Source organism: Pantoea latae (assembly GCF_002077695.1).
Lineage (GTDB): Bacteria > Pseudomonadota > Gammaproteobacteria > Enterobacterales > Enterobacteriaceae > Pantoea > Pantoea latae.
The window spans coordinates 28,194-54,052 of sequence record NZ_MWUE01000009.1; the positions used below are offsets into that span (position 1 = coordinate 28,194).

At 59.3% G+C, this 25,859-nt stretch carries 27 protein-coding genes and 2 pseudogenes; 9 read left to right on the plus strand and 20 right to left on the minus strand.

What is annotated here, in order from left to right; all coding sequences use genetic code 11:
- Nucleotides 1-11: 11 nt before the first annotated feature.
- Together rpoZ and gmk are read right to left on the minus strand one after the other, a co-directional pair.
- Nucleotides 12-287 (minus strand): DNA-directed RNA polymerase subunit omega, encoded by a 276-nt coding sequence (rpoZ, locus tag B2J69_RS07065; protein ID WP_013511051.1) that lies wholly within the window; start codon nt 285-287, stop codon nt 12-14.
- 54 nt (nt 288-341) lie between these two features.
- Nucleotides 342-965, minus strand: coding sequence for a guanylate kinase (gene gmk, locus B2J69_RS07070; RefSeq protein WP_081137771.1), 624 nt, complete (start codon nt 963-965; stop codon nt 342-344).
- 242 nt (nt 966-1,207) lie between these two features.
- Here gmk and ligB point away from each other — a divergent pair.
- Nucleotides 1,208-2,951 (plus strand): annotated as a pseudogene (gene ligB, locus B2J69_RS07075) (NAD-dependent DNA ligase LigB); the annotation flags it as partial.
- Here the strand turns inward: ligB and B2J69_RS24290 are convergent.
- From B2J69_RS24290 to B2J69_RS07110, 7 genes are all read right to left on the minus strand, one after another.
- Entirely contained in the window at nt 2,892-3,509 is a 618-nt protein-coding gene (locus tag B2J69_RS24290) for a trimeric intracellular cation channel family protein (RefSeq protein WP_033754272.1), read from the minus strand. The pseudogene ligB and the gene B2J69_RS24290 overlap by 60 nt on opposite strands.
- 369 nt (nt 3,510-3,878) lie before the next feature.
- On the minus strand, nt 3,879-4,523 hold the full coding sequence (locus tag B2J69_RS07085; RefSeq protein WP_081137773.1) for an oligosaccharide flippase family protein: 645 nt from the start codon (nt 4,521-4,523) through the stop codon (nt 3,879-3,881).
- A gap of 71 nt (nt 4,524-4,594) precedes the next feature.
- A complete protein-coding gene (locus B2J69_RS07090; protein WP_236722693.1) occupies nt 4,595-4,846 on the minus strand; it encodes a hypothetical protein in 252 nt (83 codons plus the stop codon).
- Nucleotides 4,847-5,294: 448 nt separating this feature from the next.
- Nucleotides 5,295-5,690 carry a polyketide cyclase gene (locus B2J69_RS07095; protein WP_081137777.1) on the minus strand — a complete coding sequence of 132 codons (396 nt, stop codon included), beginning with the start codon at nt 5,688-5,690 and terminating at the stop codon, nt 5,295-5,297.
- Nucleotides 5,691-5,821: 131 nt separating this feature from the next.
- Complete coding sequence (locus B2J69_RS07100; RefSeq protein WP_081137779.1) at nt 5,822-6,958, minus strand: alanine racemase; 1,137 nt, start codon at nt 6,956-6,958, stop codon at nt 5,822-5,824.
- A gap of 102 nt (nt 6,959-7,060) precedes the next feature.
- Nucleotides 7,061-7,984, minus strand: a complete 924-nt coding sequence (gene lpxP / locus B2J69_RS07105; protein WP_081137781.1) for a kdo(2)-lipid IV(A) palmitoleoyltransferase — start codon at nt 7,982-7,984, stop codon at nt 7,061-7,063.
- A gap of 482 nt (nt 7,985-8,466) precedes the next feature.
- A complete protein-coding gene (locus B2J69_RS07110) occupies nt 8,467-9,330 on the minus strand; it encodes a YicC/YloC family endoribonuclease (protein ID WP_081137783.1) in 864 nt (287 codons plus the stop codon).
- Between the two features lie 159 nt (nt 9,331-9,489).
- Here B2J69_RS07110 and B2J69_RS07115 point away from each other — a divergent pair, with 159 nt between their 5' ends.
- The gene (locus B2J69_RS07115; RefSeq protein WP_081137785.1) at nt 9,490-9,921 is read left to right on the plus strand and encodes a DUF3574 domain-containing protein; all 432 of its coding nucleotides are present in this window, start codon (nt 9,490-9,492) and stop codon (nt 9,919-9,921) included.
- Nucleotides 9,922-9,956: 35 nt separating this feature from the next.
- Here B2J69_RS07115 and B2J69_RS07120 read toward each other — a convergent pair.
- Nucleotides 9,957-11,141: pseudogene (locus tag B2J69_RS07120) on the minus strand (NupC/NupG family nucleoside CNT transporter).
- Nucleotides 11,142-11,286: 145 nt separating this feature from the next.
- Here B2J69_RS07120 and rph point away from each other — a divergent pair.
- Both rph and pyrE read left to right on the plus strand, forming a co-directional pair.
- Nucleotides 11,287-12,003 (plus strand): ribonuclease PH, encoded by a 717-nt coding sequence (gene rph / locus B2J69_RS07125; protein WP_081137787.1) that lies wholly within the window; start codon nt 11,287-11,289, stop codon nt 12,001-12,003.
- Nucleotides 12,004-12,052: 49 nt separating this feature from the next.
- Nucleotides 12,053-12,694 carry an orotate phosphoribosyltransferase gene (gene pyrE, locus B2J69_RS07130; protein ID WP_081137789.1) on the plus strand — a complete coding sequence of 214 codons (642 nt, stop codon included), beginning with the start codon at nt 12,053-12,055 and terminating at the stop codon, nt 12,692-12,694.
- 44 nt (nt 12,695-12,738) lie between these two features.
- Here pyrE and slmA read toward each other — a convergent pair whose 3' ends face one another.
- The 3 genes from slmA to coaBC all read right to left on the minus strand — a co-directional run bounded on the left by slmA (nt 12,739) and on the right by coaBC (nt 15,102).
- Nucleotides 12,739-13,335 (minus strand): nucleoid occlusion factor SlmA, encoded by a 597-nt coding sequence (gene slmA, locus B2J69_RS07135; RefSeq protein WP_081137791.1) that lies wholly within the window; start codon nt 13,333-13,335, stop codon nt 12,739-12,741.
- Nucleotides 13,336-13,445: 110 nt separating this feature from the next.
- Nucleotides 13,446-13,904: a dUTP diphosphatase gene (gene dut, locus B2J69_RS07140; RefSeq protein ID WP_081137793.1), complete on the minus strand. Its 459-nt coding sequence runs from the start codon at nt 13,902-13,904 to the stop codon at nt 13,446-13,448.
- Nucleotides 13,873-15,102, minus strand: a complete 1,230-nt coding sequence (gene coaBC, locus B2J69_RS07145; RefSeq protein ID WP_094078489.1) for a bifunctional phosphopantothenoylcysteine decarboxylase/phosphopantothenate--cysteine ligase CoaBC — start codon at nt 15,100-15,102, stop codon at nt 13,873-13,875. The genes dut and coaBC overlap by 32 nt, the downstream gene beginning before the upstream one ends.
- A gap of 184 nt (nt 15,103-15,286) precedes the next feature.
- Here coaBC and radC point away from each other — a divergent pair, with 184 nt between their 5' ends.
- From radC to mutM, 4 genes are all read left to right on the plus strand, one after another.
- Nucleotides 15,287-15,943 (plus strand): RadC family protein, encoded by a 657-nt coding sequence (gene radC, locus B2J69_RS07150; RefSeq protein WP_081137797.1) that lies wholly within the window; start codon nt 15,287-15,289, stop codon nt 15,941-15,943.
- A gap of 243 nt (nt 15,944-16,186) precedes the next feature.
- Entirely contained in the window at nt 16,187-16,423 is a 237-nt protein-coding gene (gene rpmB / locus B2J69_RS07155; RefSeq protein WP_010616494.1) for a 50S ribosomal protein L28, read from the plus strand.
- Between the two features lie 11 nt (nt 16,424-16,434).
- Nucleotides 16,435-16,602, plus strand: coding sequence for a 50S ribosomal protein L33 (gene rpmG / locus B2J69_RS07160; RefSeq protein ID WP_001051798.1), 168 nt, complete (start codon nt 16,435-16,437; stop codon nt 16,600-16,602).
- Between the two features lie 69 nt (nt 16,603-16,671).
- The gene (gene mutM, locus B2J69_RS07165; protein WP_081137799.1) at nt 16,672-17,481 is read left to right on the plus strand and encodes a bifunctional DNA-formamidopyrimidine glycosylase/DNA-(apurinic or apyrimidinic site) lyase; all 810 of its coding nucleotides are present in this window, start codon (nt 16,672-16,674) and stop codon (nt 17,479-17,481) included.
- On the opposite strand, the gene coaD is transcribed toward mutM, so the two are convergent.
- The 7 genes from coaD to B2J69_RS07200 all read right to left on the minus strand — a co-directional run bounded on the left by coaD (nt 17,482) and on the right by B2J69_RS07200 (nt 24,534).
- Entirely contained in the window at nt 17,482-17,961 is a 480-nt protein-coding gene (coaD, locus tag B2J69_RS07170) for a pantetheine-phosphate adenylyltransferase (RefSeq protein ID WP_081137801.1), read from the minus strand.
- Complete coding sequence (locus B2J69_RS07175; protein WP_081137803.1) at nt 17,958-18,734, minus strand: glycosyltransferase family 2 protein; 777 nt, start codon at nt 18,732-18,734, stop codon at nt 17,958-17,960. Before B2J69_RS07175 ends, coaD begins: the two co-directional genes overlap by 4 nt.
- The gene (gene waaA / locus B2J69_RS07180) at nt 18,734-20,008 is read right to left on the minus strand and encodes a lipid IV(A) 3-deoxy-D-manno-octulosonic acid transferase (protein ID WP_081137805.1); all 1,275 of its coding nucleotides are present in this window, start codon (nt 20,006-20,008) and stop codon (nt 18,734-18,736) included. The genes B2J69_RS07175 and waaA overlap by 1 nt, the downstream gene beginning before the upstream one ends.
- An 85-nt stretch (nt 20,009-20,093) precedes the next feature.
- Nucleotides 20,094-21,227, minus strand: coding sequence for a glycosyltransferase family 4 protein (locus B2J69_RS07185; protein WP_081137807.1), 1,134 nt, complete (start codon nt 21,225-21,227; stop codon nt 20,094-20,096).
- Nucleotides 21,220-22,296, minus strand: coding sequence for a putative lipopolysaccharide heptosyltransferase III (gene rfaQ, locus B2J69_RS07190; RefSeq protein WP_081137809.1), 1,077 nt, complete (start codon nt 22,294-22,296; stop codon nt 21,220-21,222). The genes B2J69_RS07185 and rfaQ overlap by 8 nt, the downstream gene beginning before the upstream one ends.
- A 72-nt stretch (nt 22,297-22,368) precedes the next feature.
- Nucleotides 22,369-23,364, minus strand: coding sequence for a glycosyltransferase (locus tag B2J69_RS07195; RefSeq protein WP_269087938.1), 996 nt, complete (start codon nt 23,362-23,364; stop codon nt 22,369-22,371).
- 201 nt (nt 23,365-23,565) lie between these two features.
- A complete protein-coding gene (locus B2J69_RS07200; protein ID WP_081137813.1) occupies nt 23,566-24,534 on the minus strand; it encodes a polysaccharide deacetylase family protein in 969 nt (322 codons plus the stop codon).
- Between the two features lie 187 nt (nt 24,535-24,721).
- Between B2J69_RS07200 and B2J69_RS07205 the strand changes: the two genes are divergently transcribed.
- Entirely contained in the window at nt 24,722-25,816 is a 1,095-nt protein-coding gene (locus B2J69_RS07205) for a glycosyltransferase (RefSeq protein ID WP_081137916.1), read from the plus strand.
- The last annotated feature ends 43 nt before the right edge of the window (nt 25,817-25,859 follow it).

Below are 25,859 nucleotides of genomic sequence, written 5' to 3' on the forward strand. Positions count from 1 at the left end.
GCAGGTTGCTGTTAACGACGACCTTCAGCGATAGCGGTAACGGCTTGTAATTCAGCGGCTTCCTGCTCTTGCTGCTCCTGACGATCGCGCACGTCGAGGATCTGGTTGGTGATCAGGCCTTCTTCGATTTCGCGCAGGGCGATAACGGTGGCTTTATCGTTCTCTTCCGGAACCAGCGGATCTTTGCCGCCTACCTGCATCTGACGTGCACGACGTGCAGCGACCAACACCAGGTCAAAACGGTTACCAATTTTTTCTACTGCGTCCTGAACGGTTACGCGTGCCATAGGTGTGCTACTCCACAGATGAAGAAATGACTGGGCATAATACTGAAACTGACTTCAGACTGCCAATAGTTTGCTGATTAAAGCATCATGGCGCGCCTTCTGGCGCCCCATGCGCAGGCGTTCAGCGCGGATAATGGTCTTCAGATCTGACAGCGCCAGATCGAAATCATCATTGATAATTAAATAGTCGTATTCAGCGTAGTGGCTCATCTCAGAGACCGCCTGCGCCATACGGCGGGCAATCACCTCTTCGCTGTCCTGACCGCGACCGCGCAGACGGCGGTCCAGCTCGTCCTGCGACGGCGGCAGCACGAAAATGCTGCGCGCGGCGGGCATTTTGGCGCGGATCTGCTGCGCGCCCTGCCAGTCGATATCGAGAAACACATCGACGCCGGTGGCAAGCACCTGCTCAATCGCTTTACGCGACGTGCCGTAATAGTTGTCGAAGACTTTGGCATGCTCGAGGAAGGCATCTTCCGCGATCATCGCTTCAAATTCCTCTTTCGAGACGAAGTAGTAGTGTTCGCCATGGGCTTCGCCGGGACGCATGCCGCGGGTGGTATGGGAAACAGACACCTGCGTATCGTACAGCGGTTGTGTCTTCAGTAGCGCCTGAATCAGGCTGGATTTACCCGCGCCACTGGGGGCGGAAACAATAAAAAGCGTGCCTTGAGCCATGGTCTTCTTGAATTGAGTAAAGAGCGGAGTCGATTTCCTGCACAGTATACACGGCTTAGGGCCGTCACGCAGCGTTTGCGCGCGGCGCTGCGCTAAATCTTTTGCGGCGCGGCGCGTAAATCGGAGGTCGCCCGCCTGTAAATCACCGCTTTTGTTGCGCGGCCGGTTCCGTTGCGCCGGTTTGCCTGTCGCCTTCGCCTTTTCGCGCCGCTCTAATAGACGAAAGGTTAAGGAGGCCCGCCATGAAAGAGAGCTTACGTCTGCTGCTGTGCCTGCTGCTGCTGGCTGCCGCGCCGGTCAGCGCGCTTTGTCCGGTCTGGACGCCCGCCCGCGCCGCCGATGAAATCGCCCGTCTGCAGCAGCAGCTGCGACGCTGGGATGACGCCTACTACCGCGACGGAAAAACGCTGGTCAGCGATGCGGACTACGACACGCTGCTGCAGCGCCTGAAAAGCTGGCAGAGCTGCTTTACCCCGGGCCGCACGGCCTATGCGCCTCATCTGCCCGCGGGCGGCGCCGTCGCGCATCCCGTTGCCCATACCGGGGTAAAAAAAGTGCGTGACAAGCTGGCGCTGGCGTACTGGATGCAGGGGCGTCGGGATATGTGGGTGCAGCCGAAAATCGACGGCGTCGCGGTGACGCTGCTCTATGAAGCGGGAAAGCTCACCGCGCTGGTGAGCCGCGGTGACGGCCTGCATGGCGAATCATGGCTGGCGAAGGCGCCCTACATCTCCGCTATTCCGTTGACGATTGAGAGCGATGCGCCGCGCGTGGTGCTGCAAGGGGAACTCTTCCTGAAGATGACCGATCATCAGCAGGCGCGCGACGGCGGTCAAAACGCGCGCGCGCAGGTAGCCGGCGCGCTGATGCGCCACGCGCCCAGTCCGCTGTTAGGCCGTATTGGCCTGTTTATCTGGGGCTGGCCAGATGGCCCCGCCGCGATGGAGGCGCGCCTGCAACAGCTTGCCGCCTGGGGATTCGGGCTGGCGCAGGCCTGGAGCCAGCCCGTCAGCGATGAAGAGGCGGTGGCCGTCTGGCGCGATCGCTGGTTCCACGCGCCGCTGCCCTTTGCGACAGACGGCGTGGTGGTGCATCAGGCGACGCGGCCCGCCGGAAAAAGCTGGATGCCCGGCGAAGGCGACTGGGCGGTGGCGTGGAAGTTCAGGCCGCCGGACGTGACCAGCGAGGTGCGCTCGGTCGACTTCAACGTCGGCCGCACCGGCAATATTGCCGTGGTGCTCAATCTCCAGCCGGTGCAGCTTGACGACAAGACCATACGGCGGGTGAGTCTCGGCTCGCTGCGGCGCTGGCGCGCATGGGATGTTATCGCGGGCGATCAGGTGGCGATCAGCCTGGCGGGACAGGGCATCCCGCGCCTGGAAAGGGTGCTCTGGCGCGTGGGTGAACGCCACTACCCGATTCCGCCCGATCCAGGCAGCTTTACGCCACTGAGCTGCCTCTATTTCACACCGGCCTGCCGTCAGCAGATGCTGGCGCGGCTAAGCTGGCTGAGTCAGAAAGCGGTACTGGATATTGCCGGCGCGCAGCGCAGCACCTGGCTGCGCCTGCTGGATACCGGCGCGATGGAGCATCTGTTCTCCTGGCTGACGCTGACTCCAGCGCAACTCATGCAGGCCTCCGGCATCAGTCCGGCGCGTGCGCAGCAGCTCTGGCATCGCTTCAACCTGACGCGACAGCAGCCGCTGCGCCGCTGGCTCAGCGCGCTCGGCATACCCTTGCCGCGCAGCGCATTGAATGCTTTATCAGACAGAACCTGGGAAGAGGTGCAGCAGCGCGATGTGCAACACTGGCAGACGCTGCCGGGCGTCGGTACGACCCTGGCGCAGCGTATTTACGCCATGCTGCAGGATACGCGCATTCAGAGGCTAATCCTCTTTTTGCAGCAGCAGGGCATCCCGCCAGGCCTTAATGTTCCGGATGGGGATAGTTGAAAACAGGCAGGCCCAGTCGAAAGCGCAGCGCCAGCAGACGCGCCAGAAAGCCGAACAGCAGCGTAATGATTACCACGGCCTCGTGCGCCAGCGAGGTTTTTAACAGCAGGATATAGATCCAGCCAGAGGCGAACGCGATGCCGGCGTACAGCTCTTTCTGAAACACCAGCGGAATGCGGTTGCAGAACATATCGCGCAGCACGCCGCCGAATACGCCGGTGATCACCGCGGCGATGGCGGCGATAATCATCGCATGGCCGCTATCCAGCGCCACCTGCGCGCCAATAATCGAGAAAACCACCAGGCCCAGCGCGTCCAGCACCAGGAACACTTTGCGCAGATGGGTCATAAGCGGCGCCAGCCAGGTGGTCAGCACCGCTGCGGCGGCGACGATCATGATGTATTCCGGGTGTTTTACCCATCCCAGCGGATAGTGGCCGAGAAGAATATCGCGCACCGAGCCGCCGCCGATTGCCGTCACTGAAGCGATAATGATGACGCCGAAAAGATCCATTTTGCGCCTTCCGGCCGCCAGCGCGCCTGTCATGGCTTCCGCCGTAATGCCGATGATATAGAGGACGGTTAATAACATAGCAGGCTCCAGTGGGTGGGCGGCAAGGCTACGAGGTTGATAAAATATCCGCTACTGAGAAATTCTCAGGCGATCGCTTCGCATCAGTTTATCTTATGCCGACGCGCGGAAAAACGGGGATGGTGTGAGAAACGCCTGTGTGCTGCGGCGTCTTTGAGATAAGAAAAACGAATCGATGAATGAACAGAGGTGCAAAAGGGGCTAAGAACAGAGGCGACATCGCGTCGCATCAGGAAAAGAGACGATCGGAAAGCGCTACTCGCTGCGAAAATAAAAACCGTAAAAGCGGAAAAGAAAAAAGCGTGCCGTCGCCAGCACGCGAATGCATCTTTTCAGATGCCCAGAGCCCACCATACAGACTTGTTTTTATTATTGAGTTCTTGCACGAATACGGCTGTAATCTTTCAGGTTAAAACGATATTCGGGCTGGAAGCTTGAGCGACCATAAAAGCAATAGATCAGCATACGCACGGAGGCCATTGCCAGATAACCCCAGATGGCGCACAGCACCGACGGCGTCAGCCAGACGGTAAATAACGTGACGCCGAGACCGAAAAGTACCGATACCGTTTCGGTAAAAGCAATGCGCGTGTACTGTTTTTCACGCTGTAAAATAGCGCGGTAATGTTGCCCTTGCGGAATAATAATAAAAATAACCGAGACCATTTCCAGCATAATGGCCAGCTCAGGCTGCTGCAAAAAAGTGCCGATAAGATCGCTGCCGGTAAACAGCACGGCAAAAATCACCAGGCTCAGCAGCATATTTCCCCAGTAAAGCATCGACTGATCGCGTACCGACAGATTGCCGTTGCGGATCAGCGCGTTTGAATAGCCGCGATCGGCGAGAGTGTCGATAATCAGCAGGCCGATAATGGCAATAGCCAGTAAATTCAACTCATTGGCCTGTAGTATTTGCGCCAGTAAAGAGAGCTGAAGCACGCCAATGCCGATAATTTTAATTGACGAAAGAATGGACCACTTTGCGCTCGCAAGACTACTTTCACGTATCGCCATGATATGCTCGTTAGGTACATGTACCGAATAAAGTGTTACGCGTGAAATAGCGGACTATTTCATCCAGATAATTAATGCCATACGCCTGAGCGGAGTCCAGACGCTGTGCGCCAGGCTTCGCCTGTTATTATTGATTCAATGCGATGAATTTCCGAGACGAAAATAATATCCCCGGTATTTTTATTATCCCGGGACAAGGCGCGCTTTTCTGTGCTTAACAGAAAAGCGGCCAGATCCTGGGAAAACCCTGTTATTGTTTTATATTCTCCTGCCAGCATCCTGCCAGCGATCTCAACAAGTTCGTCTTCAGAAAGCAAAGCCATCGTTGAGCATTCCATTTTTTATTTTCCTGGTGTTGTTATTTTAAGTGTTGCTGTGTGTGAATGATTTATACCTCGTTTTTTTTAATTCCACACCATCAGAAAAGTCCGATAAAGCCGCCACAGAAATAAATGGATTCATTTTTTGCATGAGATATTTTTAACCTGGGCCATAAAGCTTTATTAATCGTTGTGCAGTAAAAAGGGCAAACCACAGGGTTAAAAAAAGGGCGATCGCGGCAAAAGCACGCGGGTCAGGCATGTCAGCGAAGCGGCAGGGATCGCCATCCAGGAGTTTTCCCGGATAGCGGGCTTTAATGAAACTGTTGTGAAAGGGGTGCAATGCTTAAGTGGCAGGGAAAAGTGCTAATACATTTTTAGCGCACTTTTTTCACTTTTCTGAGCCGTAAGGCCCAGCCCGAACTAAAGGCTGGCGGCTTTTTAGCCGGTTTTACTGGGTGAGCAGGCGGTTAAGACGGGCTAAATCGCCTCTTACCCATTCAATATCCTGGGAAAACTTCTCATCGGACATCAGCGGCTGGCGATAAACCACCATTACGATTTCTGCGCCCTGTTCATTGGCGACGACGCGCATCGGCATATAAATCTCTTTACCAAAGCCGCTGTCTATCCAGTGATCCATTACGCCAAAGGGATTATGCGGCGTAAAGCGAAGCTTTACTGAGCCTTCGGGTCCACGGGCGCGCCAGTAGTTTCCCTCCTGCTCTAGCGAGCTGCTGCTCAGCCCAGATGCCCATTTCGCAAAGTAGTCGGGTTTCCAGATGGTTTCATATAAATCTAACCAGTTACGCGCAATGGTCTGACTGACAACCTGTGACGACAACATGCTACCTCCGAAACGTGGTTAAAAAGGCATTAAAGCATGGCGAACGCAGAGGGAGAACGTTGCGCCATCAGAAGTGTGGCGCAGACGGGGTTTCGCCCGCGCGGCAGGCCAGACGATCTGCCGCGCTGCGCTCAGATAAACTGTCCGCGCGCGTCGACGGGCTGGGTTTCTGCGCGACCGTCGGCGTAGCGCAGCACATAGCTGTCTGACTGCGCCATCACCGCACAGCTGTGATTAGGGTAGATACGCAGCAGCGCGCCGACGCGAGGCGCTTTTTCCTGCCAGGCGATAAAGCCGTGCTCTTCTGACAGTTTGGCGATCTCATAGCAGATGCCCTGCTCATCAACGGCAATGCCGAAGCCGCTGGCGCTGGTGCCGTGCGGCCCTTTATCGGAACTCAGCATTTTGGAGCCAGCGTCGATAATGGCGAAATGGCGGTTAACCGCGACGACGCGGCTAATCACGCTCAGCGCCAGATCGTCAACGCGGCTCAGGCCGAGACGGCAGGCGGTCAGATCGAGCAGGGCATAATTACCGGGTCTGATTTCATCTGTTCCCTCAGCGACAGGCGCGGCCAGCGCGGTAGGCGTGGCGCCGACGGAGATCGGGCAGGCGGTGAAACCCGCTTCGCGCAGCTGACGTTGCACCTGCTGCATCAGACGCGCTTCTTCCAGCGCAATCTGCGCAATGGCCTCAGGATGACCTGCGCCATAGGCGTGTCCGGCGTGCGACACCAGACCGGCGAAAGGCAGCTGCGCCGCCTGAATAGCCTGCGCCAGCGTAACCGCGTCATTGCCATGGGGATCGACGCCAATACGGTGGAGCCCGACATCGACCTTAATCGCCACCGCGACGTCAGCATCCGGCTGCTGGCGCTGCGCGTCGGCGATTGCGGCGACGCCGTGCTGCGCATCAACAATCAGCGTCACTTTCGCCTCGTGCTGCGCCGCCAGCTTCAGCAGCGTCGCCACGCTTGCCGCGCGGATAACCGGGTAGGCCAGCAGAATGTCGCGTTCGCCGCCGCGGATAAAGACTTCGCCTTCGCTCGGCTTTGAAACGGTAATGCCGCAGGCGCCCAGCGCGCGCTGACGGCGGGCGATAAACAGGCTTTTATGGGTTTTGATATGGGGACGCAGCGTGACGCCAGCGCGGCTCGCTTTTTCCTGCATCGCCTGCAGGTTGCTTTCCAGCCTGGCGACGTCGATTTCAATGTAAGGGGTCAGGCGATCGTCAGGCAGAGGACGCTGCCAGCGTTGATTCATATCCATACGAGGTTCCTGCACAAACAGATGAAACCCCATCATTCAGCAATCGGCCGCTGGATGCCAGCGGCGCAATGCGAAAAACCGCGCCACGAGTGGCGCGGCGGATTAGACGTAGAGCGAGGCTTCGCCTGGCGGGCGGGTTTTGAAGCGGCGATGCAGCCACAGATACTGTTCAGGGGCGCGCAGGATCTGGCTTTCAATCACCTTGTTCATATAGGCAGCGGCAGCGGCCTCATCGGTATGCGGATAGTTTTCCAGCTCAGGATCGATAATCAGCTGATAGCCGTAGTTGTTCGGGTTGCGGATCAGCGCGATGGTCAGCATCGCCGGGTTGGCGAGGCGCGACAGCACGAAGGTGCCGTTGGTGGTCGCGGCCTTCTCAACGGCGAACAGCGGCGCGAAGACGCTGCCTTTCGGACCATAATCCTGATCCGGCGCAAACCAGACCGATTCGCCTTTCTTCAACGCATGCACCATGCCGCGCAGATCGCGACGGTCAATCATCGCCTTGTTAGATCGCATCCGCCCTTTAGTCTGCGCCCACTCCATCGCCCGGTTGTTGTGCGGACGATACATTGCCATCATCGGCTGGCACAAACCGCTGATGCGGCCGCCCAGCTCCAGCGACATAAAGTGCACGCCAATCACCATCACGCCGCGTTTCTGCTCCATGGCGGACTGCAGATGCTGCATGCCTGACACCTCAAACAGCTTTCTCACGGCGCGATCGGACCAGAACCAGGCGATGCCGGTTTCCGCCAGCGCCATACCCAGCGAAGCGAAGTTGCCGGCGATCATGCGTTCGATGTCTCTCTCGGGAATGCCGGGAAAACAGAGTTCGATGTTGCGTCGCGTAATACGCTCGCGGCGCTTAAGAAAATGGCGAGACAGCGTGCCGGCGTTAGCGCCGAGACGCATCAGAAGAGGATAAGGAAGCTGAACCAGCAGCCACAGGATGCCCAGACCTAACCAGGTAAACCAGTAACGCGGATGCAGCATTGAACGGCAGAAAGCTCCGGTCTTTTTCATAGCGCACCTTTATGTGATGAATGTATGTATCGCATAAAGAAGGCTTCCCTAAGTTCCTCAGGCGCTACAGCTAATACGTTATCGGACCGGCACATTAGCAAAAAGTGCCGCGAAGAAAAGCGAAACTGTCGAATCCGGTAGACTGAAATGTTTCATTGAGCAAGTGACCATCTGAAAAAATTATCCGACGGCTTTTTAAATAGGCAGGTCAATCAGCAGGTTATAGCACTGAAAAACAGCGACGTTGTGTAAAATGCACTCAAATTAAGAACGGTCCGGAAATGTTTCCACATGGTTATTTACGCAGCATTTACGCGTGAATGCGCAATTTTTCGCCGTCAGACGCGCAGTAAAAAACGTAACTCTGGAGGTTGATTGGCGCCGTTAAGCTGAGCTGAATGTCGAAGCGAGGCTGTATCAGGAGTAGGTCAGGACGGCAAACCCCGTTTGCGCCAGGATTGCCGCCCATGCTTTCAGGGGCGTTACTCGATGTTCTGAATCTGCTCGCGCATCTGCTCGATCAGCACCTTCAGCTCAATCGCCGACGTCGTCACGTCCGCATTAATCGACTTCGAGCCCAGCGTGTTCGACTCGCGGTTAAACTCCTGCATCATAAAGTCGAGACGGCGGCCGACGGCCTCTTTCTTATTGAGGATGTTATAGGTCTCTTTAACATGCGCGTCGAGGCGATCCAGCTCTTCCGCGACGTCAATGCGCTGCGCCATCATCACCAGCTCCTGCTCGAGACGATTGTTTTCCAGCTGCACCTCTGCCTCTTCCAGCTTCGTCACCAGGCGTTCACGCTGCCATTTCAAAATCTCTGGCATCTGGGCGCGCACTTTCGCCACTTCCTGCTTCACGCCTTCGAGGCGCTGTTCGATCAGCGCCTTCAGCGCGGCGCCTTCGCTTTCGCGCGCCACGATAAAGTCATCCAGCGCGCCGTCCAGCGCGCTCAGCAGCTGCGCGTTAATCGCATCAAGATCCTGTTCCTGGGCAGACATCACGCCAGGCCAGCGCAGGATCTCCATCGGATTGATGGCGCCCTCGTCGCTCTGCATCTTCACCCAGTTGGCGGCCTGCACCAGCTGCTTCGCCAGGGCTTCATTCAGCATCAGCTCACCCTGCGCGCTGGGATCCGCGTCGAAACGCAGGTTGCACTCGATTTTGCCGCGCGTCAGACGCTGACGAATGCGCTCGCGGATCACCGGCTCCAGGCTGCGAAACTGTTCCGGCAGGCGGATGTAGGTTTCAAGGTAACGCTGGTTGACGGAGCGAAGCTCCCAGGCGGCGCTGCCCCAGGAGCCTTTGGCCTCGCGGCGGGCGTAAGCGGTCATACTGCGGATCATAATCGGCTACTCTTTGTCAGAAATAATGCAGCAAGTATAGCGAGAGCGGCCGCAGGCTAACAGGCATAAGCGCATACGCGCGTGGAATAGGGAAAAAGTTCCGCTTTTGCGGACAGCGACTTATGATGGTCGCTGGCCGATTTAATAAGGATAGTGCTGATGTTTCGCTCTGTTGCCCTTTCCCTGGCGCTGACCGCGCTGCTCGCGGGTTGTCAGGCGCCGCGCCCGCCCGCGCCGCCGACCAAACCCATCCCCGTCTGCGCAGGCGGCGAAATGATGATGCAGACCACGCTGTGGTTCGGCCTCAGTAAACCGCAGGGCGGGAGAGTGAGCAGCGCCGACTGGCAGCAGTTCCTCGATAAAGAGGTGACGCCGCGCTTTAAGGCGGGCCTGAGCGTTTATGACGCCAGCGGTCAGTGGCTGGAAAAAAGCGGCAGGCTGGCGCGCGAACCGAGCAAAGCGCTGCTGCTGATCCACGGTGCGGAAAACGGCGTGAACGATAATATCGAAGCGCTGCGCACCATTTACAAGCAGCGCTTTGGTCAGGAATCGGTGATGCGCGTCGATACGCCAGCGTGCGTGGGATTCTGAAGAGAGAGGGCGGCGGCAAAGCCGCCCGGCATGGATCAGATAAACAGGCCGGCAAACGCCGCCGACAGCAGGCTCACCAGCGTTGAGCCGTAGACCAGCTTCCAGCCGAAGCGGGAGACTACGTTGCCCTGCTGCTCGTCCAGCCCCTTGATGGCGCCCGCCACGATGCCGATAGAGGCGACGTTGGCGAACGAGACCAGGAACACAGAGAGAATACCCAGTCCGCGCGGCGTCATGCCCGCCGCCACCTTTTGCAGCTCAATCATCGCTACAAACTCGTTCGCCACCAGCTTGGTCGCCATAATGCTGGCGGCCTGCAGCGCATCGGCGGCGGGAATGCCGATCAGCCAGGCAAAGGGATAGAACAGATAGCCGAGGATCTGCTGAAAGCTTTAGCCGAACAGCGCGCTAAACAGCGCATTGACCGCGGCGATCAACGCGATAAAGCCAATCAGCATCGCCAGAATAATCATCGCCACCTTGAAGCCCGCCAGAATGTATTCGCCGAGCATCTCGAAAAAGCTCTGCTCTTCATGCAGCTTATCGAGCGCGATCGGCTGCGCATCCTGCGGCTGGCTCGGGTTGATGATCGAAAGAATAATAAAGGTGCTGAACATATTGAGCAGCAGCGCGGCGACCACATATTTCGGCTCGATCATCGTCATATAGGCGCCGACGATTGAGAGCGAGACGGTAGACATCGCCGTGGCGGCCATGGTGTAAAGACGCTTCGGCGGGATATCGCCGAGAATGCCTTTATAGGCGATAAAGTTCTCCGACTGACCGAGGATCAGCGTGCTGACGGCGTTAAAGGATTCGAGCTTGCCCATGCCGTTCACTTTCGACAGCAGCGTGCCCACCAGCCGAATCAGCAGCGGCAGAATGCGCCAGTGCTGCAGGATGCCGATCAGCGCTGAGATAAAAATAATCGGGCAGAGCACGCCGAGAAAGATAAAGGCCAGACCCTGTTTGCTCATGTTGCCGAACACAAAGTCGGTGCCCTGCGCGGCGAAGGTCAGCAGCTTCTCAAAAAAGCCGCTAAAGGCGCCGACCGCCGCCTGGCCGCTGGCGGAGTGCAGGAAAAACCACCCCAGCGCGGCTTCCGCCACGATGAGCTGCAGGAGATAACGCAGGCGTATCTGTTTGCGGTCATGACTGACCAGTAGCGCAAGGGCAAAAATCACCGTCAGCGCCAGCAGGAAATGAAGAATTGAGGTCATACTTTTTATTTTCAGTGAGTGAGGAAGGCGCATTTAGCCACAGACCGCGCGGAAATTCATCTGCCGCCGCGCAATCCCGCGTGCAAGACAGGCGGCGAGGAAGTCCGTATAATGCGCAGCCAATTCATTTCAGCCGGAGATTACCATGCGTCCAGCAGGCCGAAGCGCACAGCAGGTGCGTCCCGTCACCCTGACCCGAAACTACACCAAACATGCCGAGGGCTCAGTGTTGGTCGAGTTCGGTGAAACCAAAGTGCTCTGTACGGCTACCGTGGACGAGAGCGTTCCGCGCTTCCTGAAAGGACAGGGACAAGGCTGGGTGACCGCCGAGTATGGCATGCTGCCGCGCTCTACCCACAGCCGCATGGCGCGTGAAGCGGCCAAAGGCAAACAGGGCGGACGGACGCTGGAGATCCAGCGCCTGATCGCGCGCTCGCTGCGCGCGGCGGTCGATCTTAAAGCGCTGGGCGAGTTCACCATCACGCTCGACTGCGACGTGATCCAGGCCGATGGCGGCACGCGCACCGCGGCCATCACCGGCGCCTGCGTGGCGCTGGCCGATGCGCTGAACAAGCTGGTGGCGGACGGCAAGCTGAAGGCCAACCCGATGAAAGGCATGGTGGCGGCGATTTCGGTCGGCATCGTTGAGGGCGAAGCGCGCTGCGATCTGGAGTACGTGGAAGATTCCGCCGCCGAAACCGACATGAACGTGGTCATGCTGGAAGATGGCCGCATGATCGAGGTGCAGGGCACCGCGGAAGGCGAGCCGTTCAGCCATGAAGAGCTGCTGTCGCTGCTCGCGCTGGCGCGCGGCGGCATTGAAGAATTGATTCAGGCGCAGAAAGCGGCGCTGAACAACTGATTGAACAGGCGACCAGAGAGTCGCCTTTTTTTTGCGAGAGGAGTGAGAGATGAAAGCCTGGCAGCGTCAGTTTATTGAATTCGCCCTGAACAAGCAGGTGCTGAAGTTTGGCGAATTTACCCTGAAGTCTGGCCGTAAAAGCCCCTATTTTTTCAATGCCGGCCTGTTTAACAGCGGTCGCGATCTGGCGCTGCTGGGCCGTTTCTACGCGCAGGCGCTGGTCGACGGCGGCGTCGATTTCGATCTGCTGTTCGGTCCCGCCTATAAAGGCATTCCGATTGCCACAACGACTGCGGTGGCGCTGGCCGATCACCATGACCGCGACGTGCCGTACTGCTTTAACCGCAAAGAAGCGAAAGATCACGGCGAAGGTGGCTTGCTGGTCGGCAGTCCGCTGGCGGGCCGCGTGATGCTGGTGGATGACGTGATCACTGCCGGCACGGCGATCCGCGAATCGATGGATATTATTAACGCGCATCAGGCCACGCTGGCGGGCGTACTGATTTCCCTCGATCGCCAGGAGCGCGGACGCGGCGAGATCTCGGCGATTCAGGAAGTCGAGCGCGACTATAAATGTCAGGTCACCGCCATCATTACCCTGACGGATCTGATTAGCTACCTGGAAGAGAAGCCGGAAATGGCCGACCATCTGGCGAAGGTGCGCGCCTATCAGAAAGAGTACGGCATCTAATCGACCCGACTCCCTTTCCCGATGGCGGGAGAGGGAGTCGTTCGTTACACCAGCTGCGCGGCGAGCAGCGGCCAGCGGGTATCGAATTCGGCGGTCGGGCGAAAGCGAAACTCTGAACGCACGTAGCGCGACAGCACCCCTTCGCAGAAGGCCAGCAGCTGGCTCGCCAGCAGCGCTTCGTCTGTTTCGAAGCCTTCGCCTTCACGCATTCTCCGCTCGCGCATGACCTGGCGCAGCTGCACCTCAATCCGTTCAAACAGCTGGTTGATGCGCCCCTGCAGACGATCCTGCTCAAACATCAGCGCATGGCCGGTCAGAATACGCGTCAGCCCCGGATTACGCTCACCAAAACCCAGAATCAATTGCACGATAAGACGCAGGCGCGTCATCGTCTCTTTTTCATCTTTCAGGATCAGATTGATGCGGGTAATCAGGCTGTCTTCGATAAATTCAATCAGGCTGTCGAACATGCGCGTTTTGCTGGGAAAGTGGCGATAGAGCGCCGCTTCAGACACGCCGACGGTGGCGGCCAGCTTGGCGGTGGTAATGCGCTGGCTACCGTCACTGGACTCCAGCATCTGCGCCAACGCCTGCAAAATTTCTTCGCGACGGTTCCGTTTGGCGATTTTTTTCTCTGCCATGACCTTAAAAACCCCTGAAATTCACCTTTAACAGGCACACCTTCTTATCAGCCCTGAGCGCAGGCTCAAGGCTGGTAAGAAATAAACAGATGGTTAAGCAAAAACGGGCGTTACAGACGTCCGGAGTGACCGAAGCCGCCTTCGCCGCGGTCGCTGGCGTCGAAATCTTCCACCAGGTTGAACTCCGCCTGCACCACCGGCACAAAGACCAGCTGGGCCAGGCGATCGCCCGGCTGCAGCGTAAAGCTCTGCTGGCCGCGGTTCCAGACCGATACCATCAGCTGGCCCTGATAGTCCGAGTCGATCAGGCCCACCAGATTGCCCAGCACGATGCCATGCTTATGGCCGAGGCCGGAGCGCGGCAGGATAACCGCCGCCAGCGTCGGATCGCCGATGTGGATCGCCAGGCCGGTCGGCACCAGCGTGGTCATACCTGGGGCGATCTCCAGCGCGCTGTCCAGACAGGCGCGCAGATCGAGCCCGGCGGAGCCAGAGGTGGCGTAGGTGGGCAGGGGAAACTCCGCGCCCACGCGCGCATCAAGAATCTTTACGTCGATTTTTTTCATCATAAAGGCGGACAATCTCGTCTAATAAATGTTGGCCAAGGAGCGTCTTATCGCTGAGCGGTAAGCGTTTTTCTCCCTCCTGCCAAAAAAGGTGAAGCGCGTTGGTATCGCTGTTAAATCCCTGTCCGGCCTGCGCCACGTCGTTGGCGCAAATCAGGTCCAGATTTTTACGTACCCGTTTTTGTCGGGCGTATTCTTCCACATTCTGGGTTTCAGCGGCAAATCCAACCACGTAGGGACGGTTTTGCTGCATGGCGGCGACGCCCGCCACAATATCGGGATTCTTTACCAGCTGTAGCGTGACGGCATCGTCTTCGCTGCCCTGTTTTTTCATCTTTTCCGGCGCGATGGTCGCGGCGCGATAGTCCGCGACGGCGGCGCTGGCGATAAAAATCTGCTGCTGCGCCGCTTCCGCCATCACGGCGGCTTCCATCTCCTGCGCAGAGATAACGTCAACGCGCTTCACCGCAGGCGGCGTCGGCAGGTTAACCGGACCGGTCACCAGCGTCACGCGGGCGCCGCGTCTGGCGGCGGCGGCGGCGATGGCGAAGCCCATCTTGCCGGAGCTGTGGTTACTGATATAGCGCACCGGATCGAGCGCCTCGCGCGTGGGACCGGCGGTGATCATAATGTTGAGATGTTGCAAATCGTTGACGGGCGACGCCCACTGCGCCGCGTGGTCGACAATCGCCAGCGGATCGAGCATCCGGCCCGGTCCGACGTCGCCGCACGCCTGGCTGCCGCTGTCGGGGCCCCAGATCAGCAGGCCGCGCGCCTCAAGCTGCTGCAGGTTGTGCTGCGTCACGGCGGCGCGATACATCTGCTGATTCATCGCCGGCACCACGGCGACGGGTGCGGCGGTGGCAAGGCAGGCGGTGGTAACCAGATCGTTGGCCATGCCGGCGGTCAGACGGGCGATCAAATCGGCCGAAGCGGGCGCCAGCACCACCAGGTCCGCCCATTTTGCCAGCTCGATATGGCCCATCGCCGCTTCGGCGGCGGGATCGAGCAGGTCTTCAAACACCGGATAACCGGAAACGGCCTGCAGGCTGAGCGGCGTAATAAAAGCTTTGGCGGCGGGCGTCATCATCACGCGCACCTCGGCGCCGCGTTCGCGCAGGCGACGCACCAGCTCGGGCGTTTTATAGGCTGCGATGCCGCCGCTCACGCCAAGCAGAATTTTTTTTCCGGCTAATCCCATCATGCTATTGGCCTCATGTGGCTGGATGCCGCGTCAGACGCGGCGAAGTGGCAGGACTCTATCATAAAACCCTCTGCACACCTTTTCACCCCTTGCGTTTGCGAGCCGCCTCGTAATTCTGCCAGAAGATACTGGTTAAGTATACAGTGTCTGGTCATGATGTCGCTAACCGCAGGAGGCAGATATGGAAGCGATGACACCACGGGAAAAATTACGGTCGATGGGCGCGGCGGCGTTGAGCGACGCGGAGCTGCTGGCGATTTTTTTGCGCACCGGCGCGGTGGGGGTGAACGTGCTGACGCTGGCGCAGCAGATGCTGCAGCGTTTCGGCTCGCTTTATCACATCATGACCGCTGAACCGGCGGCGTTCAGCGAGATAAAAGGCGTCGGCGCCGCCAAGCTGGCGCAGCTGCACGCTATTGCGGAACTGGCGCGACGCTTTTTCGCCAGCCAGATGGCGCGGGAAGATGTGATGGCGAACCCGCAGGTGACGCGGCACTATCTGCAGAGCGTGCTGGCGCATCAGGAGCGCGAGGTGTTTATGGCGCTGTTTCTCGACAATCAGCATCGGGTGCTGCAGGCGCAGACGCTCTTTATGGGCTCGATCAACAGCGTCGAGGTGCATCCGCGCGAAATCGTGCGCGAGGCGCTGAAGGTCAACGCCGCGGCGGTGATCCTCGCCCATAATCACCCTTCCGGCATGGCGGAGCCGAGCCGCGCCGATCGGCATATTACCCATAAAGTGAGCGCGGCCTGCACCCTGCTGAATATTCGCCTGCTCGATCATCTGGTGATCGGTCACGGCGAATATGTCTCTTTTGCCGAACGCGGCTGGCTGTAAAAAGCCAGGGCCGCCAGGTGCAGATGGCGGCTTTTTGCGCGATCTTCAGGGATCTTTATCTGTTCGGGACTTGAGCACTTGCGCTGAGCGGCGTATACTACGCCACCTTTGAGAATCTCGGGTTTGGCGTTTGGGCCAGCTTAGCGGGTTCACATGGAACTCGCCTGGCGGGCTATGAGCCTGACGAGGCGGCCAAGACCTAGTTTTTAAAGCTCGAGCTGATTTGATTTTTGGAGAATAGACATGTCACGAGTCTGCCAGGTAACTGGAAAGCGTCCGGTGACCGGTAACAACCGTTCCCACGCAATGAACGCGACGAAACGCCGTTTCCTTCCGAACCTGCACTCACACCGTTTCTGGGTTGAGAGCGAGAAGCGCTTCGTTACTCTTCGTGTATCTGCTAAAGGTATGCGTGTTATTGATAAAAAGGGCATCGATACGGTTCTGGCCGAAATCCGCGCCCGTGGTGAGAAGTACTAAGGAACTGAATCATGGCTAAAGGTATTCGTGAGAAGATCAAGCTGGTTTCCTCTGCTGGTACAGGTCACTTCTATACCACCACGAAGAACAAACGTACTAAACCAGAGAAACTGGAACTGAAAAAGTTCGATCCGGTTGTACGTCAGCACGTGATCTACAAAGAAGCCAAAATTAAATAATTTTGGTGTTCTGTGAAAAACCCGGCTTCGGCCGGGTTTTTTGTTTTTGCCGCTTTTTGAGGAGAGAACATGCCGGAATTACCCGAGGTCGAAACCAGCCGACGCGGCATTGAACCGCATCTGGTGGGCGAAAAGATTTTACATGCCGTGGTGCGCAATTCGCGCCTGCGCTGGCCGGTGTCGCAGGAGATCCATGCGCTCAGCGATCAGCCGGTGCTGAGCGTGCAGCGCCGCGCCAAATATCTGCTGCTGGAGCTGCCGCACGGCTGGATCATCATCCATCTCGGCATGTCCGGCAGCCTGCGCGTGCTGCCGGAAGAGCAGCCCGCCGCGAAGCATGACCATGTCGATTTAGTGATGAGCAACGGCAAGGTGCTGCGCTACACCGATCCGCGCCGCTTTGGCGCCTGGCTGTGGAGCACCGATCCCGAAGGGAGCAATGTGCTGGCGCATCTGGGGCCTGAGCCGCTCAGCGACGCCTTTAGCGGCGACTATCTCTATGAGAAGTCGCGCGGCAAGCGCACGGCGGTGAAGCAGTGGCTGATGGATAACAAAGTGGTGGTGGGCGTCGGCAATATCTACGCCAGCGAATCGCTGTTCACCTCCGGGATCCTGCCCGATCGTCCGGCGATGAGCCTGAGTGACGAAGAGGCGCAGCGGCTGTGTGCCACCATCAAAGCGGTGTTGCTGCGATCGATAGAGCAGGGCGGCACCACGCTGCGCGACTTTTTACAGAGCGACGGCAAACCCGGCTATTTCGCGCAGGAGCTGCAGGTGTATGGCCGCGCCGGCGAGCCTTGTCGCGCCTGCGGCACGCCGATTGTCAGCGGCAAGCACGGGCAGCGCAGCACCTTCTGGTGCCCTAACTGCCAGCACTGATCAGGCCAGCTTTGCCAGCAGCGCCTGGTGCACAGGCGCAGGCAGGAAGGCGCTGACGTCGCCGCCGTGGCGCGCCACCTCTTTCACCAGCGAAGAGGAGACGAACGAAAAGCCTTCTGACGGCATCAGAAACACGCTTTCCAGCGTTGGCAGCAGATGGCGATTCATATGGGCGAGCTGCAGCTCATATTCGAAGTCCGACACCGCGCGCAGGCCGCGCACCAGTACGTTGGCCTGCTGCGCGCGGGCGAAGTTCGCCATCAGATCGCTAAACCCCACCACTTCGACGTTCGGCAAATGCGCCACCGCCTCGCGCGCCAGCTCAATGCGCTCTTCAAGGCTAAACATCGGCTTTTTACTCGGGCTGGCGGCAATGGCCAGCACCATCTCATCGAACATCTGCGCGGCGCGCGTCACGATATCGAGATGACCCAGCGTGATGGGATCGAAGGTTCCGGGATAAATCGCTCTGGTGCTCATAGAGGACCCTTGTCTGCGGCGTGATTCAGCGCCCACAGCGCGGAATATTTGTTGAAGGTGTATTGCGCATTGACCACGGCCAGCACCCAGCCCTGTTTGCCGTCGAGAAAGCCGGCGCGCAGCAAAAGGGTTTTCAGGAAGGCGCCCAGCGCATGGGTGAACACGGAGAAGAGGCCGCAGCGCTTGCCGCGCTGGTGGCGCTCCTGCGCCCAGGCGGCGGCATAGGCCAGCTGCTTCTGCTGAAAAACGATAAGGTCGCGGCAGGTCAGATGCTGCAGATCGCCGCGCAGCCTGACCACCGGCGCGCCCAAGGTGTCGAGCGACTCGTGCACCAGGTTGTCGTTATAGTTCAGCGCGCGCGGATAGAGGCGCATCACGCGATCGGGATACCAGCCGCTGTGACGCATAAAGCGGCCAAGAAACAGGTTGCTGCGATTCAGGCTGTAAACGGTCGAAGAGGGCGGCTGTGCCAGCACCGCCTCTATGCTGGCGCGCAGCGTCGGCGTGACGCGCTCGTCGGCATCGATCATCAAAATCATGTCGCCGCTGGCGTGGCGCTGCGCGCGCTGGCGCTGTTTGCCGAAGCCGGCCCACGCCTCGGCGTGAAAGACCTTTGCGCCCGCCTGACGTGCGATAGCGGCGGTCTCATCCTCACTGCCGGCGTCGAGCAGGATGATCTCATCCGCCCAGCTGACCGACGCGAGGCAGTCGGGCAGCAGCGCCGCTTCATTTTTGGCGATCATCACCACAGAAAGGCGTTGGCGAGCGGTCATTAGTGGGCCCGTGGCGGTAAATGGGGTTCGAGTAACTGTAGCAGACGCTGCAGCGCGCCCTGGTTCTGGTGCAGCACCTCAACCGCATGGCGGCCGTAGTAGAGGCGGTAATCTTCATCCTGCAGCAGATTTGCCACCTCTTTCTCCAGCGACACCACGTCGGTCACGGTAATCAAACCCTGCGCCTCCTGCAGCTTGCCGCAGATATCTTTGAAGTTCCAGGTGTGCGGGCCCATCAGCACCGGAATGGCGTGCGCCGCCGGCTCCAGCGGGTTGTGACCGCCGCGCTCCACCAGGCTGCCGCCGACGAAGGCGAGATCGGCAATGCCATAGAGCAGCATTAGCTCGCCCATGGTGTCGCCAATTACCACCTGCGTCGAGCCAGAGGGAATTTCGCCGCTGCTGCGCAGAATAAAGCTGAAGTTGCGCTTGTGCGTCAGGTCGCGCGCGTCGCTAAAGCGCTCGGGATGGCGCGGCACCAGAATCAACAGCAGATCGGGAAAGGTTTGCAGCAGACGACGATGCGCGTCCAGCACGATCGCCTCTTCCCCTTCATGGGTGCTGGTGGCGATCCAGACCGGACGGCGCGGCGCCCACTGGCGACGCAGCGTGATGGCGCGGGCGGCCAGTTCAGGCGTCACGGAGATATCGAATTTCAGGCTGCCGGTAACCGCCAGCTGCGAGCGCTTCAGCCCCAGCGCCAGGAAGCGATCGCCATCTTCCGCGTTCTGCGCGGCGATCAGGGTGATGCGTTGCAGCAGGTCGCGCATAAAGCCGCCCAGCTTGCGGTAGCCTTTAGCGGACCGTTCCGACAGGCGCGCATTGGCGATCACCAGCGGGATCTGGCGCTGATGCAGGATGCGAATAATATTGGGCCACAGCTCGGTTTCCATAATGATCACCAGGCGCGGATTGACCGTGTCGAGGAACCGGTTGATGGCGCCGGGCAGATCGTAGGGCAGATAGACGTGATGCACATCTTTGCCGAACGCCGACTGCGCCCGCTCGGATCCGGTCGGCGTCATAGTGGTGACGGTGATCGGCAGCGTGGGATAGCGGTGACGCAGCGCGCGCACCAGCGGGATCGCCGCCAGGGTTTCGCCGACGGAAACCGAGTGCAGCACAATGCCGTCCGGCTCCACTTTACCTGTGCAATAGCCGTAGCGTTCCGCCCAGCGTTTACGGTACGCCGGCGCTTTACGGCCGCGCAGCCAGAGGCGCAGCCAGATGAGCGGCTGAATAAGGTAGAGCAGAACGGTATAGAGGGTTGTCATAGTTATCGTTTCGACAGCCTGGCAGAAAAATTATCACGTAAATCAATCTATGTTATCAGAAAGGCCAGACAGGCTCACCACTTTGTCAGCGGCGCGCCAGTACCTGCTGATAAAGCGAAGTCAGCGACTGCGCCAGCCGCTGCGGGCCATAAGGTTCGATTCTGCGCCTTGCGGCTTCGCCTAAACGCGAATCAGCCGAAAGCGCCGGTATCGCCATAATCGCCTGGGTTAACGCCTTGATATCCAACGCATCGCAAACGAAGCCTTCCTGACCAGCGGTAATAAATTCCGCGCCGCCGCAGCCGGTGCTGGTGATCACCGGCAGGCCGCAGGCCATCGCCTCCAGCACCACGTTCGGAAAGGGATCGTAGAGCGTCGGCAGCAGCAGCCCGTCGGCGGCGTGATAAAAGGGCTGCACATCCTGCTGCACGCCGACAAAGCGCAGACGGTCCAGACAGTTCAGCTGATTCGCCAGCTGCTGATAGCGCGACAGCTGCTTGTCCTGGCCGACCACGATCAGGTAGCGATCGCTTTTCGCCAGCGCCTCGATGGCCGCCTTCAGCCCTTTGCGCTCAAAGCCGGAGCCGACGTAAATCAGCACCGTGGCGCTCGCCGGCAGCTGTAGCTGCTGGCGCGTCGCCTGACGGCTCGCCTCGCTGGCGGGCTGGAAGCGCTGGGCGTCAATGGCGTTATGGATAACGTGGATTTTCTCCGCGCTCAGCGAAAAGCAGCGCAGGATATCGCGCTTCACCATCTCTGAATTGCAGATCACCGCTTTTAGCGACGGGGCGTTAAACATCTCCGCCTCCGCCCGCAGCACGTAGCGATGATAGGGGCTGAGCGCGGCGCTCAGGCGCTGCCACGGCGAAACGATACGCGCGCGCTGCTCCAGCCAGACGCGATGCACGCCGTCGCCGGCGCGAAATATGTCGCAGCCGGCGATGCGCTCGTGGCTCTGAACGATATCGAAGCGCTCTTTCTCCCAGCAGGCGCGCGCCGCGCGGGCAAAGCCGCGTTCGCGCGAGATGCGGCCCAGCTTAGGCGGATTGCAGATGTGCAGATGCCAGTCGGGATTCGGCGTGCCCTGCCAGCTGCGCGTAATGATGTTGAGATCGAGCTGCTCGCTGCCGAGCGCCTCCAGCGCGCGTGAGATAAAGCGTTCGGCGCCGCCGTCGGGACGGTATTTTTGCCGGACGATGGCCAGGCGTACTTTAGTCATGTAAGAAATTCCTTGCGGCCTCGACCACATCCTCAACCGGAATGGCGCTGAGATAGCGCTGGTGCGTATTGGTATCGATGGCGTCGGGATCGGGCAGCGGGCCGTAATCGCCCGCCCAAATCACCTGGTTATGATCGCCCCACGGCCGCCAGAACTGCAGTTTAGTCGGTCCGAACAGCGCGATGCAGGGCGTGTCGAGCGCAGCGGCCATATGCATCGGCGCGGAATCCACGCCGATAAAAAGCCGGGCGCGGTCGATCAGCGCCGCCAGCTGCGGCAGAGAAAGCTGACCGGCCAGCGACACCAAATGCGGCGTGGTGCAGAGCGCCTGAATGCGCGCGATCATCGCCATTTCATGCTGGTCGGGCGCGGCAGTCAGCACCACTTTGCGCTCTGCCTGCGCCAGCTGGTCGATGGTCGCAGCGACCTTCTCCTCTTCCCAGCATTTGAAATTCCAGCGCGAGGTGGGCTGCACCACGATAAAAGGCGTGTCAACGCCCTGTTCCGCCAGCAGCGCATCGACTTTCTGCCCGTCGACGGCGCTGTAGTGCATAGAGGCGCGCGCGCCCTGCGGCGCAATGCCGAGCGGCGTCAGCGCCGTCATATTCTGCTCAACGGTATGCAGCTGATTGTGATTGCGGGTTGGTACCAGGCAGTTGTGGCAGAGCCGCCAGAAGGCGTTGTCGCGCTTGTTAAAGGCGAAGCCGATACGCAGCGGCGCGCCGCTAAACAGGGTGATCAGCGCGCTGCGCCACTGATCGGCGAGATTGATCACGATATCGTAACGGCTGGCGCGCACGGCGGCGAACAGGTCGCGCTCGTGGCGCAGCTTGCGCCAGCTTCCTTCCTGCTTCCATTTGCGGTCGATAACGTGCAGCTGGCGGATCGCCGGATGCGCCTCCAGCATCGGCCGCGTCTCTTTGTAGAGCAGCACGTCGATACTGGCCTGCGGATAGCGCTGGCGCAGCGCGTTGATCACCGGCGTGGTCAGCAGCATATCGCCGTGATGGCGCAGCTTAATAAGCAAAATATTGTGTGGGTTAACGTCTGCGTGAGTCGGGTTTGCCATACACAAATGCCTGTAATTTTCAGTGAGGCGATTGTAGGGCAAACCCTTCAGGGGTGAAACCTGCGGCGGCGGTTATTTGTCGCGCCAGCGCCAGAGGCGGCCAAGCCACAGCAGCAACTGATACCACTGTTTGACGCCGCGCGCGTTACGCAGCATACGCAGGTGGGTTTTGCTGGCGAAAATATCGTTGATCATCGCCTGCTTCGCCGCCGGATCGGGCTCGCGGCGCACGCAGTGGCAGACGCTGAGCGCCTCATGGGTGATTTGCGCATGAAAAGTGGGATAAATCGTCACGCTCTTTTTATAGCGCGCGTTGATCTCCTCCAGCATGCGGGCGATTTTTAAGTAATGACGCTGATACTCCACGTTGCGCTGGCCGGTGCGTTTGCGGTTGCTGATCGAGGCGTCGTGCAGGTAGTAGCGATAGAGCACCTGGTCGGTGTAGCGGACGCGCCGCGCGTTGAACATAAACTCGGTGGTCCAGGGAATATCCTGATGATGCAGGCCCGGCTCAAACCAGAGCTGCTTCTGTTCGATCAGCGAGCGGCGATAGATGCCCAGCCAGACCACGTGCAGATAGCGGCGCGTTTTCAGCGCGGTGTTGAGCCACTCTGCGCCGCCCAGCACCGGCGTGCTGCGCAGACGATCCAGCGGGATCATCGGCCTGGTGCGTTGATCGCGCTGAAAGAACCATTCGGCGTTGCACTGCGCGGCGTCGAGATCGTCCTGCTCCGCCATCTCCACCAGCGTCTGGTACATCTCCGGCCGCATGGTGTCGTCTGAGTCCGGGAAAGTGACATATTTGCCACGCGCGATGCGCAGCCCGGCGTTGCGCGCGCGCGACACGCCGCCGTTTTCCTGATGGATGACGGTAATGTGGGGATGCTGCGCCGCATACGCCTCGGCGCGCGCGCCGGAATCGTCGGTCGAGCCGTCGTCGACGATGATGATCTCCAGCGAGGTCAGGGTCTGCGCCAGCAGCGACTGCATAAAGGCATCGAACATCTCGCCCGCGTTGTACATGGGGGAGATGATGCTGAGCAGCGGTGAAGTGGGAGTTGAATGCATAAGCTCTGTTTTTTTAGTTTGTGCTTTCGATAATTCTGACGACATCCTTTAACGTCAGCCGTACCCGCCGCGATGCGAGGTAAAAATTGCCCGGCTAATTATGGGGACTGATATGCTTTTTGTGACGCATTTCATGCGGTTATCGCATCTTATTTCGCTCTGTCAGGCCCGCGCTAGCGTAGCCTGACGCTGGCCTGCCTGCTAGTCGCGGCGCTTTTGCATAAAGCTGGCGTGATATTCCGTCAACGTGCGTCCCTGAAAGCGCGGGCCGACCCAGCTGAATAGCGCCTCCAGATCCGCATACAGCCGCTCGATATCCTGTTCGTTTTTAAACGTCGGGCTGCCATCCGGCATAAATTCTGAAGAGTGCAGCATAAACTCCACATAATCCTGGCCTTCCGCCAGCGATTGTTCAATCACCCGCTTCATGCTCGCCACATTGCCGCCGGAAGGGCGCAGCCAGTAGACCGCCGGGCTACGCTGCTTGCCGCGCAGCTTATAGATGCCCTGCTTAAAGGCGCTCATTAGTGGAGAATATTTATACTGGATGCTCATTGGCACTTCCAGCAGCGGCGATTCGCCGGGGCGAGAGATATCGCTGGGATCGATAAAATAGGCGCTGCGCGGAAAATGGGTGTAGTCCGTGCCGCCGTTGCCCTGCGGCGCGCCGCGGTTGAAGCGCCAGTTTACGCGCGGCGTCACGGAGCAGTCGACCAGATAGCCCAGTTCGGTGAGCGCCGCTGCGTAGCGTTCGTCGAACGCCCAGCGGCCGGCGCGATGGCTGCGCATTTTGGTCTGAAACGTCTCTTCCAGCAGCTGTGTCATAAAGGCGACTTTGGCGCGCAGCACATCGTCAGGGTATTCAATCAGGTAGGGCTGCCAGCGCCAGTCGTCGTCTGTCAGCGGCGCTTCCGGCGGGCTGTTCCAGGCGTGCAGATGCATGCCGACTTCGCCCTGATTGCGCGCGATCACGTCGCGCGCAAATTCGACATAGGCGGGATCGATTGCCATTTCATAGTTGGTCAGCCAGGTTGGCTTCAGGCCAAAGCGTTCGCACAGAGACTGAAAGCGCGGCAGAAACGCCGTATTACGCGTGGTGATGGTGCGATGGTTGCGCCAGAGATTATCGCCTTCAGTGTCGATGGTAATAAGGAATGATGGCTGTGTCATAGTGTCTTCCCGAACGCCCTGAAAAGGCGCAATAGTACGCCGGGCCGTCAGCCCGCGCAAAGGCTTGTATCATCGGCATGCCGCATTTACTGCTTGTCGGCGCTTCCGTACTATAGCTGAGCAAGGAGAGTCCTGATGGCGGGCTTTTCTCTTTCAATAAGGAAATACTTTGGCGAAACGTATCCTGATGGTAATCGACGGCCTGCCCGGCGGCGGCGCGGAAAAAGTGGTCATAACGCTGGTCGCGGGCCTGCTTGCCGCCGGACACCGGGTCTCTCTTTTCTCGCTGCGCAAGGTGTGCGAATACGCGCTGCCAGCGGGCGTGGACTATCAGGTTATCGAGGATCGCTGTCGTCGGCCCTGGCGTAAGCTCACGGAGCTGGGGCGTCGGGCGCGTCAGCTGGACAACGCGGTAGCGACGGCCGAGCGTGCTGGCGGCGCGTTCGATCTCGTGGTCTCGCATCTGCACAAGACCGACCGCATCGTCAGGCGCTGCGCTGCGCTCAAGGCGGACAAAACCTGGTTCTGCCTGCATGGCGTGTTTTCCGCGTCTTATCTGGGCCATCGCCGCGGCGTGTCGCGCTGGCTCAAAGCGCGCAAGATCCAGCGGGTCTACCAGCAGCGCAACGTTATCGCCGTCTCCGCTTATGCGCTGGAAGATCTGAAGCGCGCTTTTGAGGTTAGCCCGCGGCGCGAAGCGGTTATCGCCAATCCTTTCGATATCGACGCTATCCGCTCGCTGGCGCAGGCGCCGCTGACGCCGCCGGCTCCCGAGTTTATTTTGCATGTCGGCCGCTTCCACGAAACCAAACGCCACGATCGTTTGCTGCAGGCCTATGCGCTTACCGATCTCGCTATTCCGCTGGTGCTGCTGGGCAAAGGCAGCGCGGAAAAAACGGCGGCGCTGCGCGCGCAGGCGGCAGCGCTGGGCATCGAGCAGCGCGTGATTTTCCAGGGCTTTTCCGACAACCCTTACGCCTGGATGGCGCGCGCCAGTCTGCTGGTGGTCAGTTCGGATAGTGAGGGTTTCGGCAATGTGCTGATCGAGTCGATGCTGTGCGGCACGCCGGTGGTCAGTACGCGCTGTCCGGGCGGGCCGGCGTCGCTATTACAGGGCGAACTGGCGCGCGGGCTGGCCGATCTTAATCCCGTTTCCCTGGCGAATGCGATGCTGGAAATCTATCGACAGCCGCCGGATTTAACGCAGATCGACTTCTCGGCGTTTGCGACGCCCGCTATCTGCCAGCAGTATCTGGCGCTGCTCGCGCAGGAGCAAATCTGACAAGCGGCTGGCGGGCACGCAGAGGCAACGCGTTCCCGCTTAT

Bases quoted from the DNA above. Each gene is read 5' to 3' on its own strand.
- rph (WP_081137787.1), top strand. From the start codon at position 11,287: ATGCGTCCAGCAGGCCGAAGCGCACAGCAGGTGCGTCCCGTCACCCTG.
- B2J69_RS07200 (WP_081137813.1), bottom strand. From the start codon at position 24,534: ATGACACAGCCATCATTCCTTATTACCATCGACACTGAAGGCGATAAT.
- B2J69_RS07115 (WP_081137785.1), top strand. From the start codon at position 9,490: ATGTTTCGCTCTGTTGCCCTTTCCCTGGCGCTGACCGCGCTGCTCGCG.
- rfaQ (WP_081137809.1), bottom strand. From the start codon at position 22,296: ATGGCAAACCCGACTCACGCAGACGTTAACCCACACAATATTTTGCTT.
- slmA (WP_081137791.1), bottom strand. From the start codon at position 13,335: ATGGCAGAGAAAAAAATCGCCAAACGGAACCGTCGCGAAGAAATTTTG.
- B2J69_RS07175 (WP_081137803.1), bottom strand. From the start codon at position 18,734: ATGACCGCTCGCCAACGCCTTTCTGTGGTGATGATCGCCAAAAATGAA.
- waaA (WP_081137805.1), bottom strand. From the start codon at position 20,008: ATGACAACCCTCTATACCGTTCTGCTCTACCTTATTCAGCCGCTCATC.
- B2J69_RS07085 (WP_081137773.1), bottom strand. From the start codon at position 4,523: ATGGCGATACGTGAAAGTAGTCTTGCGAGCGCAAAGTGGTCCATTCTT.
- rpmB (WP_010616494.1), top strand. From the start codon at position 16,187: ATGTCACGAGTCTGCCAGGTAACTGGAAAGCGTCCGGTGACCGGTAAC.
- B2J69_RS07100 (WP_081137779.1), bottom strand. From the start codon at position 6,958: ATGGATATGAATCAACGCTGGCAGCGTCCTCTGCCTGACGATCGCCTG.
- B2J69_RS07095 (WP_081137777.1), bottom strand. From the start codon at position 5,690: ATGTTGTCGTCACAGGTTGTCAGTCAGACCATTGCGCGTAACTGGTTA.
- radC (WP_081137797.1), top strand. From the start codon at position 15,287: ATGGAAGCGATGACACCACGGGAAAAATTACGGTCGATGGGCGCGGCG.
- lpxP (WP_081137781.1), bottom strand. From the start codon at position 7,984: ATGAAAAAGACCGGAGCTTTCTGCCGTTCAATGCTGCATCCGCGTTAC.
- mutM (WP_081137799.1), top strand. From the start codon at position 16,672: ATGCCGGAATTACCCGAGGTCGAAACCAGCCGACGCGGCATTGAACCG.
- B2J69_RS07110 (WP_081137783.1), bottom strand. From the start codon at position 9,330: ATGATCCGCAGTATGACCGCTTACGCCCGCCGCGAGGCCAAAGGCTCC.
- B2J69_RS24290 (WP_033754272.1), bottom strand. From the start codon at position 3,509: ATGTTATTAACCGTCCTCTATATCATCGGCATTACGGCGGAAGCCATG.
- rpoZ (WP_013511051.1), bottom strand. From the start codon at position 287: ATGGCACGCGTAACCGTTCAGGACGCAGTAGAAAAAATTGGTAACCGT.
- coaD (WP_081137801.1), bottom strand. From the start codon at position 17,961: ATGAGCACCAGAGCGATTTATCCCGGAACCTTCGATCCCATCACGCTG.
- coaBC (WP_094078489.1), bottom strand. From the start codon at position 15,102: ATGGGATTAGCCGGAAAAAAAATTCTGCTTGGCGTGAGCGGCGGCATC.
- B2J69_RS07090 (WP_236722693.1), bottom strand. From the start codon at position 4,846: ATGGCTTTGCTTTCTGAAGACGAACTTGTTGAGATCGCTGGCAGGATG.
- pyrE (WP_081137789.1), top strand. From the start codon at position 12,053: ATGAAAGCCTGGCAGCGTCAGTTTATTGAATTCGCCCTGAACAAGCAG.
- gmk (WP_081137771.1), bottom strand. From the start codon at position 965: ATGGCTCAAGGCACGCTTTTTATTGTTTCCGCCCCCAGTGGCGCGGGT.
- B2J69_RS07185 (WP_081137807.1), bottom strand. From the start codon at position 21,227: ATGACTAAAGTACGCCTGGCCATCGTCCGGCAAAAATACCGTCCCGAC.
- rpmG (WP_001051798.1), top strand. From the start codon at position 16,435: ATGGCTAAAGGTATTCGTGAGAAGATCAAGCTGGTTTCCTCTGCTGGT.
- B2J69_RS07205 (WP_081137916.1), top strand. From the start codon at position 24,722: ATGGTAATCGACGGCCTGCCCGGCGGCGGCGCGGAAAAAGTGGTCATA.
- dut (WP_081137793.1), bottom strand. From the start codon at position 13,904: ATGATGAAAAAAATCGACGTAAAGATTCTTGATGCGCGCGTGGGCGCG.
- B2J69_RS07195 (WP_269087938.1), bottom strand. From the start codon at position 23,364: ATGCATTCAACTCCCACTTCACCGCTGCTCAGCATCATCTCCCCCATG.